The following is a 17,142-nucleotide window of genomic DNA, read 5'->3' on the forward strand; positions in this document are numbered from 1 at the left end:
TGCCCGACCGGGTTTGGGGATAGATCCTGGGCGCCAGCCTAGGAAGTGAGGACTTCGTGACGGACGAACCGTTGTACGCCCAGTTCGGCTTCACCGACGCCGAGTGGGGCCTGCTCGTGGGGCTGCCCCAGTCGGTGCTGACCGCGGCGAGCGTGGCCACCCACGACAGCGCCCGCAAGACCCGCCAGGAGACCGCCGCCGGCCTGGACGAGATCTCCGACGCCCGCGGTTCCGCCAGCCCGCTGGTCACCGCTGTCGCCTCCGCCGTGCTCGCCGCCACCGGCGACCCGGACCTCGGCGAGGAGCTCCCGGCCATCGAACCCGCCGACCCGGTCGGCTACGGCGAGGACGTGGTCACCCGCGCGGCCGAGGCGGCGGCACTGCTCGCGGCCAAGGCCTCCCCCGCCGACGCCGAGACCTACAAGCACTGGCTCGTGGAGATCGCGGACAGCGTCGTCGGCGCGGCCTCGACCGGGGGCCTGCTCGGCCTCGGCGGCGACCAGATCACCGACAGCGAGCGCAACTTCCGGGACAAGCTGGCCAAGGTCCTGACGGACTGATCACCCGTGGCCTCCTCGGCTGCCGAGGAGGCCACGTTCGAACGCGGCGGCCACCGCCGCGGCACGGTCACGGACCCCCAGCTTCGCGTACGCGTGCAGCAGGTGGGTCTTGACCGTCGCCTCGCTGATGAACAACTGACCCGCGGCCTCCTTGTTGGAACAACCGCGGGCGATCAGGCCCAGCACCTCCAGCTCGCGCTGGCTCAGCGAGTCCTGGGCCGGTGACCGCAGCTCCCCCAGCAACCGGCCGGCGACCACGGGCGAGAGCACCGATTCGCCCCGGTGGGCCGCCGACACCGCACGGAACAACTCCTCGCGGGGCGTGTCCTTGAGCAGGTAGCCGGTCGCGCCCGCCTTGATCGCCGGGAGCACGTCGCTGTCCCCGTCGTACGTGGTCAGCACCAGCACCCGGGCCCGGAAACCCTGGTCCCGCAGGGCCCTGATCGCGGTCACCCCGTCCGTCCCGGGCATCCGCAGGTCCATCAGCACCACGTCCGGGTCGACCGCACGCGCCACCACGAGCGCCTCGGCCCCGTCCGCCGCCTCGCCGAGCACCGCGAACCGCCCGTCCCCGGCGAACATGCCGCGCAGCCCGTCGCGCACCACCGGGTGGTCGTCGACGATCAGCAGCCCGATCACGCCGCCGCCTCGAGACGCAGCGCCGGCACGCACGCCGAGATCGCCGTCCCGGCCCCCGGCTCCGACTCGATCTCCAGGGTGCCCGCGATGCGCCGGACCCGTTCGCGCATGGCGGTCAGGCCGTAGCCACCGCCCCCGTGCGAAGCCGGGCCGCCTCGCGGGGCACCCGGGTCGAAACCGGCCCCGTCGTCGCGTACGTCCAGGGTCACCAGATCCTCCATGTACGACAAAGTGAGCGCGACCCGCCCGGCCGCCGCGTGCCGGGCCACGTTGGTGAGCGCCTCCTGCGCCGTGCGCAGCAGTGTCGCCTCGATCTCGGGCAGCAGCGGCCGCGGGTCGCCGGTGGTGATCAGCTCGGCCCGTACCCCGTGCCGGCCGGCCCAGCCGTCCACCACCTCGCGCAGTGCCTCCGGCAGCTCCGTCGTGTCGAGCTGCGCCGGCCGCATCGCCCGCACCGAGCGGCGGGCCTCGGTGAGGCTGTCCCGGGCCAGCCGCCGGGCCGCGCCGACGTGCCGCCGCCGGTCCGCGGGCCGGTCCTCCGCCTGCTCCGCGGCCTCGAGCTGGGTGACGATGCCGGTCAGGCCCTGCGCCAGCACGTCATGGATCTCCCCGGCCAGCCGCTGCCGCTCGTCCAGCACGCCCGCCTCCCGCGCCTGGACGAGCAGCTGGGTGTGCAGCCCGGCGTTCTCCTGCATCGCGGCGGCCAGCTTGCGGTTGGCCTCACCGAGCTCGTCGAGCATCGTGGCGCGGTGCGCGTGCCGCCGGTCGGTGCTGAGGCTCAGGAACGTCATCGACGTCCCGATCGCCAGGTTGAACGCCAGCACGATCGCGAACGAACCCCACTGCGTACCGGATGCCAGCGGCCCGAACCCACCCACCTGGGAGATCGCCGTGCAGGTGCCGGTCGCCGACGCGCCGAGCAGGACCCACCGGCCCCGCAGGGCGTACGGCGCGAGCAGGTATCCGGTCCAGGCGAAGAAGCCGTACAGCGGGTTGGTCCAGATCAGCAGCATCGCCAGCGCGACCAGGCCGGTGAAGAACACGGCCATCAGCCGGCGCCGGACCTGCCACCGGGGATGCAGCGTGACCAGCCACAGGATCCAGCCGGCCGTCACCGCGGCGACGACCAGCGAGAGCCCGAACGGCTGCCGCCGCAGCCCGCTCTCCCCCAGCGTGACCGCGGCCAGGACCGTCGCCGCCGCCAGCGCCGCGTGCGGCACCACCAGCCGGAGCCGGTCCACCAGTGTGGACCCCTCACCCATGACCCATCACTCCCAGCGGAACAGCTTGGCCGCGGTCAGGCCGAACACCGATGTGTACGCCACCAGGACGGTAACCGAACCCCACGCCGGCCACGACCCGGCGAGGGCGTCGTGCACGGCCCGTTCGGCGGCGCCCAACGGGCTGAGGTCGCTGATCCGGCGCAGCACCCCGGGGAAGACCTCCCGGGGCGTCCACAGGCCGGCGAAGAACATCAGCGGGAAGAAGAGCAACGTGCCGATCCCGTTGGCGGCCTTGCCGGTGCGGGCCCTCGCCGACACGAGCAGCCCGAGCGTGAACGCGACCCCGGCACACAGCAGGAAAGCCACCAGGAAACTCAGCGGCCGCCGCGGCAGCGCGACGTCGAAGACCAGCCGGGAAGCGCCCAGCATCAGGGCCACGGAGACGATCGCGACGAGCAGGTTCATCACCACCTGCGCGCCGAGCAACGCGACCGGCCGGACCGGCGTGGTGGCGATCCGCCGCAGGATCCCCCGCTCGCGATAGGTCACCAACGCCAGCGGCAGCACGTTCAGGCCGAGCGACGCGAGGGTGAAGACGACCGCGACGGCGGCGTAGACATCGACGACCCGCAGCCCACCCAGGCCGGGAGTGGGCTCCCGGAACGCCGGGACGCAGCCCAGGATCAGGACCAGGACGGTCGGGAACATCAGGCTGAAGAACACGAGCATCGGCTCCCGCAGGAACAGGCGCAGCTCGGACCGGGTCAGCGAGGTGAAGACGGTCATGTCAGCGCTCCTGTCCACGGCCACGGCCGGTCATCCGTACGAACGCCTCGTCCAGATCGGCCTGGTCGAAGCGCAGGTCGTTGGCGACGATGTGGTGCGCGGCGAGGACCGCGGTGACCGCCTGCAAGAGGTTCCCGGTGCCGGTCACCTCCACCTGCTCACCGCGCCGGGTGACCGTGGTGACGTCGTCCAGATCGGTCAGCAGCCGGTCGTCCAGGGGCGCGGAGGGGCGGAACCGCAGGCGTTGCTCCACCACCACCCGGGAGACCAGGCCGGCCGGGGTGTCCACCGCGACCACCACGCCGGCGTCGATCACGGCGAGCCGGTCGCAGAGCCGCTCGGCCTCCGCCATGAAGTGGGTGACCAGCACGATGGTGACCCCGCGGTCGCGGACCGACCCGATCAGGTCCCATGTGTCGCGGCGGGCCTGCGGGTCCAGGCCGGTGGTCAGCTCGTCGAGGATCGCGACGCGCGGATTGCCGACGAGCGCCAGCGCGATGGACAACCGCTGCTTCTGACCGCCGGAGAGCGAGCCGAAACGGTGCTTCAGCGTGCCGTCGAGCCCGAGATCACCGGCGAGCACCCGCCAGTCGGCCGGATCGCGGTAGAAGCCCGACCAGAGCTCGAGCGCTTCCCGTACGGTCATCTTCTCGGGCAGGTGACTCTCCTGCAGTTGCACCCCGACGAGGGCGCGCAACCCGGGGTCGCCGGGCTCGCGGCCCAGCACCCGGATCTCACCGCCGTCGGGGGCCCGCAGGCCGCAGACGCACTCGACGGTGGTGGTCTTGCCGGCCCCGTTGGGCCCCAGGATCCCGAAGATCTCCCCCGCGTCCACGGTGAAGGAGACATCCTCGACCGCGACGGTCGCGCCGTACCGTTTGTGGAGATGGGCGACGTCGATAACTGTCATGCACCGAGCCTGCCCGGCCGGCGTGGTGCACCGCGTCGACCGGTGGACGGTGCGGGGAGTCCACCAACCGGTGGACCCCTCGGCTACACCGTCGCCTCAGCCTCGTTGGTGCGCCGTCCCGCGACGGTGGAGTAGACCGAGCCCAGCTGCGACGCCACCCGCTTCCACGAGTAGGCCTGACGGGCCCGGTCCAGCGCCGCGGTCGCGTACGCGAATCGCCTGACCTTGTCGTTGACCAGGCGGCGCAGCGCGCTGCCGAGCGCGCGCGGGTCGCGGGCCGGGACCAGGTCGCCGGTCAGGCCGTCGACGACGGTCTCGGTCAGGCCGCCCACCGCGGTGCCGATGACCGGGACGCCGCAGGCCATCGCCTCCAGCGGGGCCAGCTCGAACTGCTCGTTCCACGACGCGGCGACCAGCAGGTCGGCGGAGCGGTACCAGCGGGGCATGTCCCCGGCCGGGACCGCGCCGACCAGCCGCACCCGGTCGGCGACCTTGTACTGCTCGGCCAGCGCCCGCAGCCGCTTGGCGTTCGGGTCCGTGGCGAGCTCGCCGGCCGGCGGTCCGCCGACCACGACGACCTCGGCGCCGGGCACGAACCGCATCGCCTGGATGACGTCGCCGAAGCCCTTGCGCTCGACCAGCCGGCCGACCGACAGGATGCGCGGGCGCTGCGGGTCCCGCTCGGCGGCGGGGCCCTCCGGGGTGAAGCGGATGCTGTCGACACCGGCCGGCACGACGGTGAGCCGGGCCCGTGGGACCCCGATCCGGACCAGGTCGTGCAGCTCGTCCTGGCTCTGCGCGACCACCCGGTCGACGGCCCGGCCGAGCGCCCGCTCGTAACCGTTGCGCGACGCGCCGGTGCCCACCGACACACCGTGCTCGGCCAGCTCGTGGAACGACTGGACGACCGGGATGCCGACCTGGCGGGCGGCGGTCACCGCGGCGAGGCCGCTGGTCCAGTAGTGCGCGTGGGCGACCTCGGGGAGCCAGTCCCCGTTGCACCATTCCGAACGCAGCCACTGCGCGAAGTCACCCATGTGCGGCAGCAGCAGATCGGGCGGCAGCACCCGGGCCGGACCGGCCGGCACGTGCACGACGAGCACCCCGTCCACCAGGCGCGCCATGGCCGGCAGCCCGGGGTTGTCACGGCGGACGTAGACCCGCACGTCATGCCCGAGTTCGGCCAGCGCTGTGGAGAGATCGGCGACATGCCGCTGCTGTGCACCGGCCGTACCACCCGGAACGGGCAGTGGGCTCGCGTGCTCGGAAATCATGGCGATCCGCACGTGGTCCTCCTCCGACAGCTTGGTTCCGGGAGAAAGACCGGAGTAGGGCTGGCGATACGCGGAGCAGCTTGCCCGTACCCCGGAAGCGTAAACATGCGGAGAGCGGGTATGGCTCAGCTCGTGGCTATCGTGCAGCGTATCGTCCCGGCCCCGCCGGATCAGGTTTTCGCGGTCCTGTCGGACGGGTGGACCTACAGCGACTGGGTGGTCGGCACCGTGCACATCCGCGACGTGGACGCGCACTGGCCGCGGCCCGGGGCGAAGCTGCATCACAAGGCCGGTCCCTGGCCCCTCTCGCTGCACGACTCGTCCGAGGTGCTGGCGATGGTCCCGGACCGCTCCCTGACGCTGAAGGCCGGCCTCTGGCCCGCCGGGGAAGCCACGATCAAGATCGATCTGGAGCCGGTGGGTACGGATTCCACCCGCGTCACGATGCTCGAGGAGTTCCACGCCGGCCCGCTCAACTGGGTGCACAACAAGCTAAACGACCTCGTCCTGCACCGGCGCAACATCGAGTCCCTGCGCCGCCTCACCGACATCGCCACCCGGGAGAAGAGCCACTCGTGAACCAGGTCGTCGTCATCACCGGAGCCAGCGCGGGGGTCGGCCGGGCGGTCGCCGTCGCCTACGCCCGCCGGGGCGCCCGCCTCGCCCTGCTCGCCCGCGGCGACGCCGGCCTGGAAGGAGCCTCCCTCGAGGCCCGGGCAGCCGGCGCGGCCGACGTCCGGACCTACCAGGTCGACGTGTCCGACGCCGACGCGGTCCAGCACGCCGCCGACGACGTGGCAGCCACCTGGGGCGGCATCGACGTGTGGATCAACGACGCCATGACCTCGGTGTTCGCCCCCGCCTGGGAGATCACCCCGGCCGAGTACCGCCGGGTCACCGAGGTCAACTACCTGGGCACGGTGCACGGCACGCTCGCGGCCCTGAGCCACATGCGCCCGGCCGGGCACGGCACGGTCCTGCAGGTCGGCTCCGCGCTGGCCTACCGGGGCATCCCGCTCCAGGCGCCGTACTGCGCGTCCAAGCACGCCATCCAGGGCTTCAACGACTCGCTGCGGGCCGAGCTGCTGCACGACGGCAACAAGGTCAAACTCTCGATGGTCCAGCTCCCCGCGGTCAACACCCCCCAGTTCACCTGGGTACGCACCCGGCTGCCCAACCACCCCCAGCCGGTGCCCCCGATCTACCAGCCGGAAGTCGTGGCCAAGGGCATCCTCTGGGCGGCCGACCACGGCAAACGCGAGCTCAACGTCGGCGGCCCGACCCTCAAGACCCGCCTCGGCAACATCGTGGCCCCGGCCTTCCTCGACTGGCTGCTCTCCCGCGACAAACAGGGATACCAGGGCCAGCAGACCGCCGACCCCATCGACCCGGCCGTCTGGCAGGACAACCTCGACAAACCGGTCGACGACACCCGCGACCACGGCGCCCACGGCATCTTCGACGAACAGGCCCGGACCAGCTCCTTCGCGCTCTGGGCGGCCACCCACAAACCCCTGGTCTCAGGCCTCCTCGGCCTCGGAGCGGGCCTGGCCGCCACCACCCTCCTGCGCCGGCGCTGACCGCTGCCGGGGCCGGGAAAGGTCGAGATAAAGCTCCTCGAACGGGACGATGCCCAACTGAACATTGCCCTGCCGGGCGACCTCCCGGATGCGCCGGATCTGCGCCGGCATCACCTCGGGCGGGCAGACCCGATTCGCCAGGGACGCCTCGGCCAGCCCGTGCCGGACCTGTCGCCAGTTTCGCGATGAGGCCGAGGTCCAGGGCCTTTGATTCAGTCACAGTTGCGGTTGTGGCCTGCTCTGCGGCTCGCGGTTCGGGCCCGGCGGGTCAGCGGTAGATCGCCCGGTGGGCCGCGTTGATCGCGCCCTGGTAGAGCGAACCCGTCAGCTTGCGGTCGCGGGCCAGGGCCGCGCGGGCCGCGTTCGCGCCCGGGGCTCCGTGGACGCCTCCGCCGGGGTGGGCCGAGGCGCTAGCTAGGAACAGGCGCTCGACCGGGGTGTCGGCCCGGCCGAGACCGGGGACCGGGCGCAGGAAGAGCTGCTGGAACGCGGCCGCCGTGCCTCCGCCCAGTGCGCCGCCGACCAGGGACGGGTTCTCCTTCTCCAGGTCGGCCGGGGAGAAGACGTTGCGACCCTCGACCATGCGGCCGAAGCCGGGGGCGGCCTCCTCGAGGACCGCCTCCATGCGCTCGACGTGGGCGGCGATGTCGTCCGCCTCCCAGTGCTTGCGGTGCGGGAGGTGGGTGTACGCCCACGCCGACTCCGTGCCCTCCGGCGAGTGCGCCGGGTCCGCCGTGGTCATCTGACCGAACAGCAGGAACGGGTGCGGCGGCAGCTCGTCGGTGGCGAGGTGGGCCGCGTACCGGGTGAGGCCGTTGAGGTCCGCGCCCAGGTGGATCGTGCCCGCGCCGGCCGCGGCCGGGTTCTTCCAGGGGATCTTGCCGTTGACCGCCCAGTCCACTTTGACCGTGGCACCGTCCCAGCGGAAGAATTCGAGGTCCTCGCGGAAACGGGAGGGCAGCCAGCGCTCACCGACCAGGTCCAGGTACAGCGCCGGGGCCGGGACGTCGGCCAGCACCGCCCGCAGCGCACGCCAGTGGCGGCCGTCGGCGGAGCGGACCCCCATCGCCTTGCCCCGGGCCACGAGAACGCCGGTGGCCGGGGTGTCGTATTCGATGCGGCCGCCACGGGACTCGAGACGGGATACCAGCGCGTCGGTGATGCGCTGGGCGCCGCCGACCGGCACCGGCCAGCCCACATCCTGGCCGAGCATCGCGAGCAGCCAGCCGTAGACGCCGCCGCCGGCCTCCTCCGGGGACAGGTCGGTGTGCAGGGCACTGCCGGCCAGCAGGAGCTTGGCCCCCTCCCCCCGGAAAAGTTCCGCGCCCAGTTCCCGTACCGAGAGAACCAGCCGGCGGGCAAGGCGCAGCGAACCCCCGACGCCCAGCGTGCGGGCAAGATCAAGCCCGGATCTGACCGGGGGGAAAGGCCGCAGGACCGCTTCCAGCATGGAATCGGAGACCTCGCGCCAATCGTCGTACGCGTGCAGCCAGCGCTCGCCGTCGCCGGGCGCGAACTGCTCCACGGAGGCCATGGTCGTCTCGAGATCGCGATTGACGGTGGCCGCGCGGCCGTCCGGCAGCAGATGCGTGAGCACGTCGGGGGCGTGCGTCCATTCCAGGCCGAAATCGTCGAGGCCCAGGTCGCGCAGCACCGGGGACGCGAAGCCCAGCGGATAGAACGAGCTGAACAGGTCGCTCAGATAACCGGGCGCGGTGACATAGCCCGACCGCACCGCCCCGCCCGGCTGGGGTGTCGCCTCGAGCACGATCACGCTCCAGCCGGCGTCGGCGAGCAGGTTCGCCGCGACCAGACCGTTGTGCCCCGCACCGATGACTATCGCGTCAGCTCGCTCCACGGGCCGACCGTACCCCTGACCGTTTGCCGCAAACGCCCGGCGGGTAGTGCGTCGTGCGCATGGTGTGACGAACGGGAGAGCCGATGACAGTTGCCACGACTCCACTGCCCAGCAAGGTCCGCCAACTGCACTGGTCGACGTGGCGCGGAGTGTTCAAGCGCAGCGTCATGGGCTACCTGGACCACGACTGCGGCGACCTGGCCGCGGCCCTCACCTACAACGCGGTCCTGGCCGTCTTTCCCGCGGTGATCGTCGTGGTCGCCCTGGTCAACCTCGTCACCGACGGGGGTACGGCGGTCAGCACGATCATCGGCATCCTGGAGGATCTCGGGGCCGGCGCGGTGGTCGGCAACGAGAGCTTCACCGCCGTACTGGACGCCATCATCGCCCAGGAGAGCTCGGCCAAGGTCCTGCTCAGCGTCGGCCTGCTCGGTGCACTGTGGTCCGCGTCAGGATATGTGGGGGTCTTCACCCGCGCCTCCAACCGCGTCTACGGCGTCACCGAGACCCGCCCGTTCTGGCGGCTCCGGCCCCTGCAGATCGGCCTGAGCGCGATCGGCCTGGTCCTCATGGCCGTCGTCGCCACCGGCCTGGTCATCAGCGGCCCGCTCGTGGACGCCGTCGGCGACGCCCTGCACGCCGGCGACACCGCGCGCCTCACCTGGTCGATCGGCCGCTGGCCGGTCCTGGTCCTCATCCTGATGCTGCTGCTGTCGATGCTGTTCTGGGTCGCACCCGACGTGCACCGCGCCCGGTTCCGCTGGCTCACCGTGGGCGGGGTGGTCGCGCTGCTGGTGTGGGCGATCGCGTCGTTCGGGTTCGGCCTCTACGTCGCCAACTTCGGTTCCTACGACAAGACGTACGGGAGCCTGGGCGCGATCATCGCCTTCCTGGTCTGGCTGTACCTGGCCAATTCCGCGCTGATGCTGGGCGTCGAACTCAACGCCGAGATCCAGCGCGGCCGAGCTCTTCAGGTGGGCCGCGGTTTAACCGAGGGCGAGCCGGGCACCCAGGAAGTACACGGAACGCAGATGAGGAGTGAGTCATCATGAGCACGGTCACCGAATCGGTTGACGTCAACGTCAACGTGCGCACCGCGTACAACCAGTGGACCCAGTTCGAGGAATTCCCGCACTTCATGAGCGGCGTGACGGAGATCCGTCAGCTCGACGCGACCACCACCCACTGGAAGACCGACATCGACGGCGTCAAGCGCGAATTCGACGCCAAGATCACCGAGCAGCTCCCGGACGAGCGGGTCGCCTGGACGTCCACCGAGGGCAGCAAGCAGGCCGGCGTGGTCACCTTCCACCGCCTCGACGACACCACCACGCGGGTGACCTGCCAGATGGACTTCACCCCGGACGGCATCGTCGAGCAGGCCGGTGACAAGCTCGGCTTCCTCGACCGCCAGGTCAAGGGTGACATGAAGCGCTTCAAGGAATACATCGAGCAGCGCGGCGGCGTGGAGAGCGGCGGCTGGCGCGGCCAGGTCGACCGGCCCCAGCCGTAAGTCACCGCAGTAGGTCACACGATCGGAGAAGCCGCCGGGGTTCCGGCGGCTTCTCCGTGGGTACCCCCACAGTCATGACAGATCGCGAAACCGACGGCGCGTGGCGCGACGAGGACAAACTCTCCGTACGAGACCTCTCCGAAGCCATGGCCACCTGGGACACCGACGGCCAGGGCGACCCGACCGGCAACGACGCGGGCGACACCCAGGCCGCCGACTCGACCGCCCAGGACAAACCCGGCCCGGGCACAACAGACCCTGACCGCGAATTCCGGCCCAGCACCACCGGCCGTTCCTGACGACGATGCCCGGGGCCGTGAGCCACTCACGGCCCCTTCGTCACGGCCGCCGCCTTGCCGTGGCCGCCTTGCCGTGGCCGCCTTGCCGCGACTTCTTGGTAGCACTCTTGTCGGCGCAGCCCCTGGCCGCCGCCCCTTTGGCACGGTCAGTGGCGTACGACCAGCTCACCGACCGTGGATCCGACGTCGATCTCATAATGGCGATCCGGGATCCGCCCGCCCGTGGAGCTGACGACCGAACCCCGCCCGGCCGGCCCCGGTGCCACCCCGGGCGCCGCGACGGAGCCGGCCCCACCGCGCAACCGCAAGCGGAACCCGGTCCCCGGGGGCACCGAGACCACCAGTTCCCCCACCGACCCGGTCACCCGGATCGGGACAATGCGGCGCGCCTTTCCCAGAACGAACGTTCTTTCTCGCAGCTGATCGAACGCTGCCATCTCCCGCGTCCCTCGCTCTCCCACCGGCAGAACGAACGTTCTTTCCAGCAGATGAGCCGCAGGCGCCGCCGCTCGCGACCTTCCCTCGGCCCTCGGTAGAACGAACGTTCTTTCCGGGGCCATCAGGGCGGGGGCGAACGAGGTTACCGGCGGGATGGTGGCCAAGCCCGGCAGACGGAGCCTGATCAGGCCCGCGCCGGAGCCGATGTCCAGCCGCCGGAGGTGACCTGCCGCCAGGTCGAGGTGCTGCTCACCGGCTCCGGCCGGGAGGCGCAGGTCCCAGCGGACCTTGCGATTGAGCAGAATGCGCACCGAATCCGGGCCACTCTCCCCGGTAGCGCCGAGATCGAGACGCACGGTGCCCGCGACATCGGTCACCCGCGGCGCCAGGCCGGAATCCGGTGGGGTGCTGATCCGGTAGAGCCGGTCCGGGAGCGCCACCAGTTTGATCTCGAGCACCGACGCGGGGTCGTCGACGAGCAGTGTCGCGGTGGTTTGGCCTCGCATATCGCCGACTACTACCCGTGCTGCTTCATTGACCGAGGGTGGTGGGCTGACGGGGTCGGGGGGACGCGCCGAGGGGGTGCAAGCGGCCAGGAGCAGGGTCGTTAATGGGATGAACAGGACTTGTGTACCGCGCGTGGGACGGCGGCGACGCTGCGCAGTAGGCACCATCGGACAACCCGAGATCGGCCGAAAGGGTGACGGCGCTGCGCCCGAATCGGGCAAGACTAGCCGGATGCGATCTGCTGCTGGTTTCCTCTCCGAGCGTCAGCGCCGACTTGCCTGGGTGGGCTTTCTGCTAGCCGCGTTCCAGGCCCCGCTCGCCGCATCGCTCATCGACGACGCCTCCTGGCTGTTCGCGGTCGTCGTGGCCCTCGTGGTCGCCACCGTGATCATGGCCGATGACGCCCAGCGTCAGCGGCCCGCCACCGACATCGAAGCCGAGACCGAGTAGGCGTTCTCACGGGCGGGCCTCATGGCCCGGCCGACCCGGAGTGCGCCGGCGTTCCTTGAGCTCCGCCTCCCACAGGTGCCGCCGGCCACCGGCGAGCTCGTCACGGGCATCCTTCTCCAGCGCGCGGAACTCGGCGTAATACCCGTCGTCGTACTCCTCGACCAGCTGGAACGTCCAGCGGCCGGCGAGCACGTTGCGGCCGATCAGCTCCGTCTCGATGCGGTCCGCCACGTGCGTGTGCCCGGCCTTGCGGAACAACGACACCGCGTCGTCGAGGTTGAAGTCGGCCTGCCCGGTGAGCTGATGCAGCGCGTACAGATGGCCCCTGATCCGCTCGACGGTCTCGAGCGACTCACTCAGCTTGCCCAGCGCCTCGACGGTCGTGTCGTCGACGCCCTCGGGCCTGCGGTGCTCATCGGTCATGGCCGCACGGGTACCCACCGGCGACGAGTTCAACCGAGCTGCACCGATCAGGCGAACCGTTGGCTACCTTTCGCTCTCTAACTTTTAGCTCATGAATGGCCTGTTCAGCGGCGCTGCCGCCCGTGCTGCCCTGCGTTCCGCCCACGCCTGCCTCGAGGAGCTGATGTCCTCCGTCGGAGCGACCGGCCTTGACGCGGCCACCCGCTCCCCCGGTCTGCTCGCCACCGTCGACCAGCACGAGGCGGGCATCCGCGACAGCCTGTCGACGGACGTCCGGCCGCTGACGCCGGTGATCCTGGCGGCCTACGCCGAGGGGGTCCGCGACGCCGCGTTCAAGCACGGCTGGCGCCCGCCGGCCGGCCCGATCGACTGGACCGGTAACGACTGGGTGCTCAACCGCCTGCTGGCGGTCTGCTCCCTGGCCCGCACGCTGCCCGCCCCGAGCTGACCGACCGCTTGCTGATCGACCGCTTGCTGATCGACCGCTTCCGGCACGACCGCTGCACGCACGACCGCCCGAGCTGACCGACCGCCCGAGAACGGGCCCGACCGCCCGAGACCGAGCAAGGCCCGCACCGCCACCAGGCCGTACACGACCCGGGGCCGGCACCTGATCAGGTGCCGGCCCCGCTTACTGTCAATCGTCGTCGCGGCGCGGAACCGGCTTGATGATCTGGGTCGGTTCGTCCTCGTCGTCATCATCAGAGCCGAATCCGGGTACGGGATTGTCGTCCCGGGGTCGCCGCTGCACCGGAATGATCTGGGTCTGCTCCCCCGCGGCGGCGTCGAGAAGCCGGCGCCGCTCCGCCTCGGCCCGCTCGTGCGCCGAATCCGTCCCCAGAACGCGCGTCCGCTCGTCGTCGTCCCGCGCTGACGACCGGGCTGCTCCACGAGGTTCGTCGTCATCCTCGACCAGCCGGGCCGCCCGTGCCGTCTCGGCCACCCGTGCTTCCTCGGCGACGCGGGCATCGTCAGCTACCTGGGAATCCTCGGTCCGACGGGCCTCGTCCGCACGGCGCGCCTCTTCGGCCCGGCTGTCTTCGTCGGCCCGCAGAGCGGCCTGCTGCCGAGCCGCCGCCTCGGCAACCCGGGATTCCTCAGCCCGGGATTCCTCAGCCCGGGATTCCTCGGCACGGGCGTCCTCGGCACGGCGAGCTTCCTCGGCGACGCGGGCCTCATCCGCAGCACGAGCTTCTGCAGCGCGGGCCTCCTCAGCACGGGCCTCCTCCGCAAGCCGGACTTCCTCGGCGTTACGCGCCTCCTCGGCAAGACGGGCTTCCTCAGCGACGCGAGCCTCTTCCGCGCGACGGGCTTCCTCAGCACGACGGGCTTCCTCAGCACGACGGGCTTCCTCAGCGACGCGCGCTTCCTCAGCGCGACGGGTCTCTTCCGCGACGCGAGCCTCTTCCGCGCGAGCCTCTTCCTCAGCGCGACGGGCCTCTTCCGCGAGGCGAGCCTCTTCCGCGCGACGGGCTTCCTCCGCGACGCGAGCGAGGCGGGCTTCCTCCGCAAGACGAGCCTCCTCAGCGCGACGGGCTTCCTCCGCAAGACGGGCTTCCTCGGCCTCGCGGGCGACGCGGGCTTTTTCGTCGGCGTAGCTGCGGGCGTGTTCGCGGATCACCACTGATTCCTCGCCCGCGCGTTCGAGCCAGGTTTCCCAGCGGCGCTGCATCGGGCGGATCAGGCCGCCTCCCACGCCGACGATCAGGACGCCGGCGATGGTGGCCAGGACCGCGATCAGGACCGGCTGGGTGACCGCGGTGGCGATGCGGACCTGGTCGAGGGCCGCGATCACGCCGAGGGCGACGATCAGCCAGTAGGCGGCCTGGGCCAGGATCCGGCCGTAGGTCAGGCCGCCGAGGGCGCTGCTGATGAGGTCGCGGGCCGCTCCGCCGATGGCCGCCGCCACCACGATGATCACGATGGCCACGAAGGCCCGGGGCAGCCAGGCCACGAGCGCGGTGAGCAGGTCGCTGACCGCGTTCGGGCCCCAGATGCCGAACGCCAGCTGCAGCGCGAACAGCAACACCGCGTAGAAGGCGATCTTGGCGCACAGGTCGCTCGGCTTGATCCGGTCGCCCAGGGCCCGGCCGATCGCTCCGCGTTCCACCGCGCGGTCGAAGCCGACGCGATGCAGAGCCTTGCCGACCACGGTACGGACCAGCCGGCCGAGGACGTACCCGATGATCAGAATTGCCAGGAAGGCCAGGGCCGCCGGTATGAAGAGCAGCACCGACCGCCACATGTCACTCAGCGCGTCGCTCAGTTCGGAACCGCTCATCCGCTCACTCCCACCATCGAGGAAACTCCAACGCGCAGCAGAGAGTAAATCGGCCGGCGTCAACCCGCACCCGCTCAGCCGACAGGGACGCACACCACACAGTCATCATCCGCACGTACCGGACAGATGAGGACGACCGGACAGTACCCCCATCGTCCGAACGGCCGAGCCGGGCTACGCTCATGGGATGGTCGGCATGGGGAGCCCTTCGGCGATGACGACGCTGCCTGAGCAGAGTGCCGGGGGTCCGGTCGCGGCTCGGGGCTGCGCCGAGCTGGTCGCTGCCCACCCGTGGCACACCACCGCCCTGGGCGCGGTCCACGAGTGGGACCCGGCCGTGCGCGCGGTGGTCGACATGATCCTGGCGTCGCCGGTGCCGATGGCGCTGGCCTGCGGCGAGTCCTTCATCCTGATCTACAACGACGCCTACGCCGACGTCATCGGCGCTCGGCATCCCGCGGCGCTGGGGCAGCCGGCGGCCGAGGTCTTCGGCGACGTCTGGGACACCGGGCTCGGCGGCATCATCGGTGACGTCTTCCGCAACGGTCAGGCGTTCCTCGAGGCGGAGACCCAGGTGGCGGTCCCGCGCGGCGGGCACGTCGAGCAGGCGTCGTTCACCAGGGGCCATTCTGTTGTACGCGATGAGCACGGCACCGTGGCAGCGGTGCTCACCGTGGCGGCGGAGACCACCCACGTCACCCGGCGGTTGCAGAGCCTCGGCGAGCTGACCGCCCGGCTCGCGTCGGTGCTGACCATCGACGACGTGGCGCGCGTGGTCCTGGCGTATGCCATGGCCTCGTTCGATGTGGATCACTGCGTGCTGTCCATCGACGACGGCGACGAGTTCCGGTACGTCCGGCGGATCCGTGGCGAGATGATGGACGAGGCCGACGAGCGCCTGCCCCCGTTGTGGAAAAGGATCCCGGCCGGCGCCGACACCCCGCTGGTGACCGCCGCGCAGACCGGGCGGGCGTCGTTCCAGTCCGACGGTTCGCCGCTGGCCCGGGTCGCGACCGACCGGCACGAGCGCCGGATCCGGGCGCTGGCCGCGATGCCGCTGCGCACGACGTCGGTGCGCGGCGCCCTGACCATGGGTTACCGCTCGGCGCACTCGTGGCTGCCGGCGGAACGAGCACTGTTGTACGCCGCCGCCGAGCTCGTCGCCCAGGCGGCCGAGCGGGCCCGCCGGTTCGAGGCCCAGCACGGCACTGCTCAGCTGCTGCAACGTTCGATGCTGCCGGAGCATCTGCCGGAGCTCGACCGGTTCCGCATCGCCGCCCGCTACGACGTCGGGGTCGACGGCAACGCGGCCGGCGGCGATTTCTACGACGCGTTCGAGCTGGCCGACGGCCGGCTGGCGATGGTGCTCGGCGACGTCGCCGGCCACGACGTGCGGGCCGCCGCGGTGATGGGCCAGGTCCGCGCGGCGCTACGGGCGCTGGCGCTGACCGATCCGGCCCCGGAGACGGTGCTGGCGGGCCTGGACCGGTTGGTCGGTTCGCTGGGCGCCGAGTCCCGCAACGAGGAGATCTTCGTCACCGTCGTCTACGGCGTGCTCGACCCGGCCGACGGCACGATCACCATGGCCAGCGCGGGTCATCCCCCGCCGGTGCTGCGTCGGGCCGGCCAGAGCAAAGGCCAGGGCGGTCAGGGCGGTCAGGGCGGTCAGGGCGGTCAGGGCGGTCAGGGCCAGGCTGGTCAGGGCCGGGCCACGGCGGCCCTGGTGCCGGTGCCGCCGGGCGCGCCGCTCGGGCTGGGCGGTCGCTGGCGCACCTGCACGATCGTGCTGGAGCCGGGCGACACCATCCTGATGTACAGCGACGGCGTCGTGGAGCGCCGGGACCGTCCGCTCAGCGACGGCCTCGACGCCCTGGTGGCGGCCGCCGCGGCGGCCGGCAGTGGGGACCCCCGGAATCTGTGCTCGCTGTCCACGGCAGCGGTCCCCGGCCGTACCGATGATGATGTCGCGGTCCTGGCGGTCGAGCGGGCGGTGGCACTGAGCCGGTCCGCGACGATGCTGGTCCCGGCGGAGCCGACCGGCCCGAGCCGGGTGCGGCAGTGGATGACCACCCGGTTGCGGGAGTGGGCGGTCCCCGAGCCGGTGATCGGGGCGGCGATCCTGTGCACGAGCGAGCTGACCACCAACGCGCTGCTGCATGCCGGCACCCCGGCGCAGGTGCACATCGACCTGAGTGCCGAGCGGCTGCTGGTGTCGGTGGCCGACACCGGCACCCGGGGCAGTGTCACCCGGGCCCGCACCGAGGCGCTGAGCAGCCGTGGGCGGGGCCTGGGCCTGATCGAGGAGCTCAGTGACACGTGGGGCACCGACCCCACGGTCCGCGGTTCGACGGTCTGGTTCGAGATGGTGATACCCCGCGCCGATTGAGGGTATGCCGCTGTA

Annotated in this window: 18 protein-coding genes and 1 pseudogene; 9 read left to right on the plus strand and 10 right to left on the minus strand. The window is 71.5% G+C overall.

Going from position 1 to position 17,142, the window contains the following annotated elements:
- Window positions 1-56 precede the first annotated feature (56 nt).
- Window positions 57-560: a hypothetical protein gene (locus ACIA6A_RS34055; protein WP_396102083.1), complete on the plus strand. Its 504-nt coding sequence runs from the start codon at window positions 57-59 to the stop codon at window positions 558-560.
- Here ACIA6A_RS34055 and ACIA6A_RS34060 read toward each other — a convergent pair whose 3' ends face one another.
- From ACIA6A_RS34060 to ACIA6A_RS34080, 5 genes are all read right to left on the minus strand, one after another.
- Window positions 561-1,199 carry a response regulator gene (locus ACIA6A_RS34060; RefSeq protein WP_396102084.1) on the minus strand — a complete coding sequence of 213 codons (639 nt, stop codon included), beginning with the start codon at window positions 1,197-1,199 and terminating at the stop codon, window positions 561-563.
- Window positions 1,196-2,461, minus strand: a complete 1,266-nt coding sequence (locus ACIA6A_RS34065) for a sensor histidine kinase (RefSeq protein WP_396102085.1) — start codon at window positions 2,459-2,461, stop codon at window positions 1,196-1,198. Before ACIA6A_RS34065 ends, ACIA6A_RS34060 begins: the two co-directional genes overlap by 4 nt.
- Before the next feature lie 6 nt (window positions 2,462-2,467).
- A complete protein-coding gene (locus ACIA6A_RS34070) occupies window positions 2,468-3,208 on the minus strand; it encodes an ABC transporter permease (RefSeq protein WP_396102086.1) in 741 nt (246 codons plus the stop codon).
- A 1-nt stretch (window position 3,209) separates the two neighbouring features.
- A complete protein-coding gene (locus ACIA6A_RS34075) occupies window positions 3,210-4,118 on the minus strand; it encodes an ABC transporter ATP-binding protein (protein WP_396102087.1) in 909 nt (302 codons plus the stop codon).
- A gap of 83 nt (window positions 4,119-4,201) precedes the next feature.
- Complete coding sequence (locus ACIA6A_RS34080; RefSeq protein ID WP_396102088.1) at window positions 4,202-5,404, minus strand: glycosyltransferase; 1,203 nt, start codon at window positions 5,402-5,404, stop codon at window positions 4,202-4,204.
- A gap of 120 nt (window positions 5,405-5,524) precedes the next feature.
- On the opposite strand from ACIA6A_RS34080, the gene ACIA6A_RS34085 reads away from it, so the two are divergent.
- Together ACIA6A_RS34085 and ACIA6A_RS34090 are read left to right on the plus strand one after the other, a co-directional pair.
- On the plus strand, window positions 5,525-5,971 hold the full coding sequence (locus ACIA6A_RS34085) for an SRPBCC family protein (RefSeq protein WP_396102089.1): 447 nt from the start codon (window positions 5,525-5,527) through the stop codon (window positions 5,969-5,971).
- On the plus strand, window positions 5,968-6,972 hold the full coding sequence (locus ACIA6A_RS34090) for an SDR family oxidoreductase (RefSeq protein ID WP_396102090.1): 1,005 nt from the start codon (window positions 5,968-5,970) through the stop codon (window positions 6,970-6,972). Before ACIA6A_RS34085 ends, ACIA6A_RS34090 begins: the two co-directional genes overlap by 4 nt.
- Here ACIA6A_RS34090 and ACIA6A_RS34095 read toward each other — a convergent pair.
- Together ACIA6A_RS34095 and ACIA6A_RS34100 are read right to left on the minus strand one after the other, a co-directional pair.
- Window positions 6,913-7,188, minus strand: coding sequence for a Scr1 family TA system antitoxin-like transcriptional regulator (locus tag ACIA6A_RS34095; RefSeq protein WP_396102140.1), 276 nt, complete (start codon window positions 7,186-7,188; stop codon window positions 6,913-6,915). The genes ACIA6A_RS34090 and ACIA6A_RS34095 overlap by 60 nt on opposite strands.
- Before the next feature lie 52 nt (window positions 7,189-7,240).
- Window positions 7,241-8,830 carry a phytoene desaturase family protein gene (locus ACIA6A_RS34100; RefSeq protein ID WP_396102091.1) on the minus strand — a complete coding sequence of 530 codons (1,590 nt, stop codon included), beginning with the start codon at window positions 8,828-8,830 and terminating at the stop codon, window positions 7,241-7,243.
- Between the two features lie 83 nt (window positions 8,831-8,913).
- On the opposite strand from ACIA6A_RS34100, the gene ACIA6A_RS34105 reads away from it, so the two are divergent.
- The 3 genes from ACIA6A_RS34105 to ACIA6A_RS34115 all read left to right on the plus strand — a co-directional run bounded on the left by ACIA6A_RS34105 (window position 8,914) and on the right by ACIA6A_RS34115 (window position 10,642).
- Window positions 8,914-9,882 carry a YihY/virulence factor BrkB family protein gene (locus ACIA6A_RS34105; protein WP_396102092.1) on the plus strand — a complete coding sequence of 323 codons (969 nt, stop codon included), beginning with the start codon at window positions 8,914-8,916 and terminating at the stop codon, window positions 9,880-9,882.
- Window positions 9,879-10,343, plus strand: a complete 465-nt coding sequence (locus ACIA6A_RS34110) for an SRPBCC family protein (protein ID WP_396102093.1) — start codon at window positions 9,879-9,881, stop codon at window positions 10,341-10,343. Before ACIA6A_RS34105 ends, ACIA6A_RS34110 begins: the two co-directional genes overlap by 4 nt.
- A 74-nt stretch (window positions 10,344-10,417) precedes the next feature.
- Window positions 10,418-10,642 carry a hypothetical protein gene (locus tag ACIA6A_RS34115; protein WP_396102094.1) on the plus strand — a complete coding sequence of 75 codons (225 nt, stop codon included), beginning with the start codon at window positions 10,418-10,420 and terminating at the stop codon, window positions 10,640-10,642.
- Window positions 10,643-10,788: 146 nt separating this feature from the next.
- Here the strand turns inward: ACIA6A_RS34115 and ACIA6A_RS34120 are convergent, their stop codons facing one another.
- Window positions 10,789-11,586 (minus strand): hypothetical protein, encoded by a 798-nt coding sequence (locus ACIA6A_RS34120; protein ID WP_396102095.1) that lies wholly within the window; start codon window positions 11,584-11,586, stop codon window positions 10,789-10,791.
- A gap of 232 nt (window positions 11,587-11,818) precedes the next feature.
- On the opposite strand from ACIA6A_RS34120, the gene ACIA6A_RS34125 reads away from it, so the two are divergent.
- Window positions 11,819-12,037 (plus strand): hypothetical protein, encoded by a 219-nt coding sequence (locus ACIA6A_RS34125; RefSeq protein ID WP_396102096.1) that lies wholly within the window; start codon window positions 11,819-11,821, stop codon window positions 12,035-12,037.
- A gap of 6 nt (window positions 12,038-12,043) precedes the next feature.
- On the opposite strand, the gene ACIA6A_RS34130 is transcribed toward ACIA6A_RS34125, so the two are convergent.
- Window positions 12,044-12,460 carry a hypothetical protein gene (locus ACIA6A_RS34130; protein ID WP_396102097.1) on the minus strand — a complete coding sequence of 139 codons (417 nt, stop codon included), beginning with the start codon at window positions 12,458-12,460 and terminating at the stop codon, window positions 12,044-12,046.
- Window positions 12,461-12,551: 91 nt separating this feature from the next.
- On the opposite strand from ACIA6A_RS34130, the gene ACIA6A_RS34135 reads away from it, so the two are divergent.
- Window positions 12,552-12,908: a DUF6401 family natural product biosynthesis protein gene (locus ACIA6A_RS34135; RefSeq protein ID WP_396102098.1), complete on the plus strand. Its 357-nt coding sequence runs from the start codon at window positions 12,552-12,554 to the stop codon at window positions 12,906-12,908.
- Window positions 12,909-14,086: 1,178 nt separating this feature from the next.
- Here ACIA6A_RS34135 and ACIA6A_RS34140 read toward each other — a convergent pair.
- Window positions 14,087-14,741: pseudogene (locus tag ACIA6A_RS34140) on the minus strand (hypothetical protein); the annotation flags it as partial.
- A 187-nt stretch (window positions 14,742-14,928) separates the two neighbouring features.
- On the opposite strand from ACIA6A_RS34140, the gene ACIA6A_RS34145 reads away from it, so the two are divergent.
- Complete coding sequence (locus tag ACIA6A_RS34145; protein WP_396102099.1) at window positions 14,929-17,127, plus strand: SpoIIE family protein phosphatase; 2,199 nt, start codon at window positions 14,929-14,931, stop codon at window positions 17,125-17,127.
- The last annotated feature ends 15 nt before the right edge of the window (window positions 17,128-17,142 follow it).

Origin of the sequence: Actinoplanes sp. NPDC051494 (assembly GCF_044454705.1) — a bacterium.
Lineage (GTDB): Bacteria > Actinomycetota > Actinomycetes > Mycobacteriales > Micromonosporaceae > Actinoplanes.

Coding starts and splice junctions, on each gene's coding strand:
- ACIA6A_RS34145 (WP_396102099.1), top strand. CDS start 14,929: ATGGTCGGCATGGGGAGCCCTTCGGCGATGACGACGCTGCCTGAGCAG.
- ACIA6A_RS34070 (WP_396102086.1), bottom strand. CDS start 3,208: ATGACCGTCTTCACCTCGCTGACCCGGTCCGAGCTGCGCCTGTTCCTG.
- ACIA6A_RS34075 (WP_396102087.1), bottom strand. CDS start 4,118: ATGACAGTTATCGACGTCGCCCATCTCCACAAACGGTACGGCGCGACC.
- ACIA6A_RS34110 (WP_396102093.1), top strand. CDS start 9,879: ATGAGCACGGTCACCGAATCGGTTGACGTCAACGTCAACGTGCGCACC.
- ACIA6A_RS34120 (WP_396102095.1), bottom strand. CDS start 11,586: ATGCGAGGCCAAACCACCGCGACACTGCTCGTCGACGACCCCGCGTCG.
- ACIA6A_RS34125 (WP_396102096.1), top strand. CDS start 11,819: ATGCGATCTGCTGCTGGTTTCCTCTCCGAGCGTCAGCGCCGACTTGCC.
- ACIA6A_RS34065 (WP_396102085.1), bottom strand. CDS start 2,461: ATGGGTGAGGGGTCCACACTGGTGGACCGGCTCCGGCTGGTGGTGCCG.
- ACIA6A_RS34135 (WP_396102098.1), top strand. CDS start 12,552: ATGAATGGCCTGTTCAGCGGCGCTGCCGCCCGTGCTGCCCTGCGTTCC.
- ACIA6A_RS34115 (WP_396102094.1), top strand. CDS start 10,418: ATGACAGATCGCGAAACCGACGGCGCGTGGCGCGACGAGGACAAACTC.
- ACIA6A_RS34105 (WP_396102092.1), top strand. CDS start 8,914: ATGACAGTTGCCACGACTCCACTGCCCAGCAAGGTCCGCCAACTGCAC.
- ACIA6A_RS34130 (WP_396102097.1), bottom strand. CDS start 12,460: ATGACCGATGAGCACCGCAGGCCCGAGGGCGTCGACGACACGACCGTC.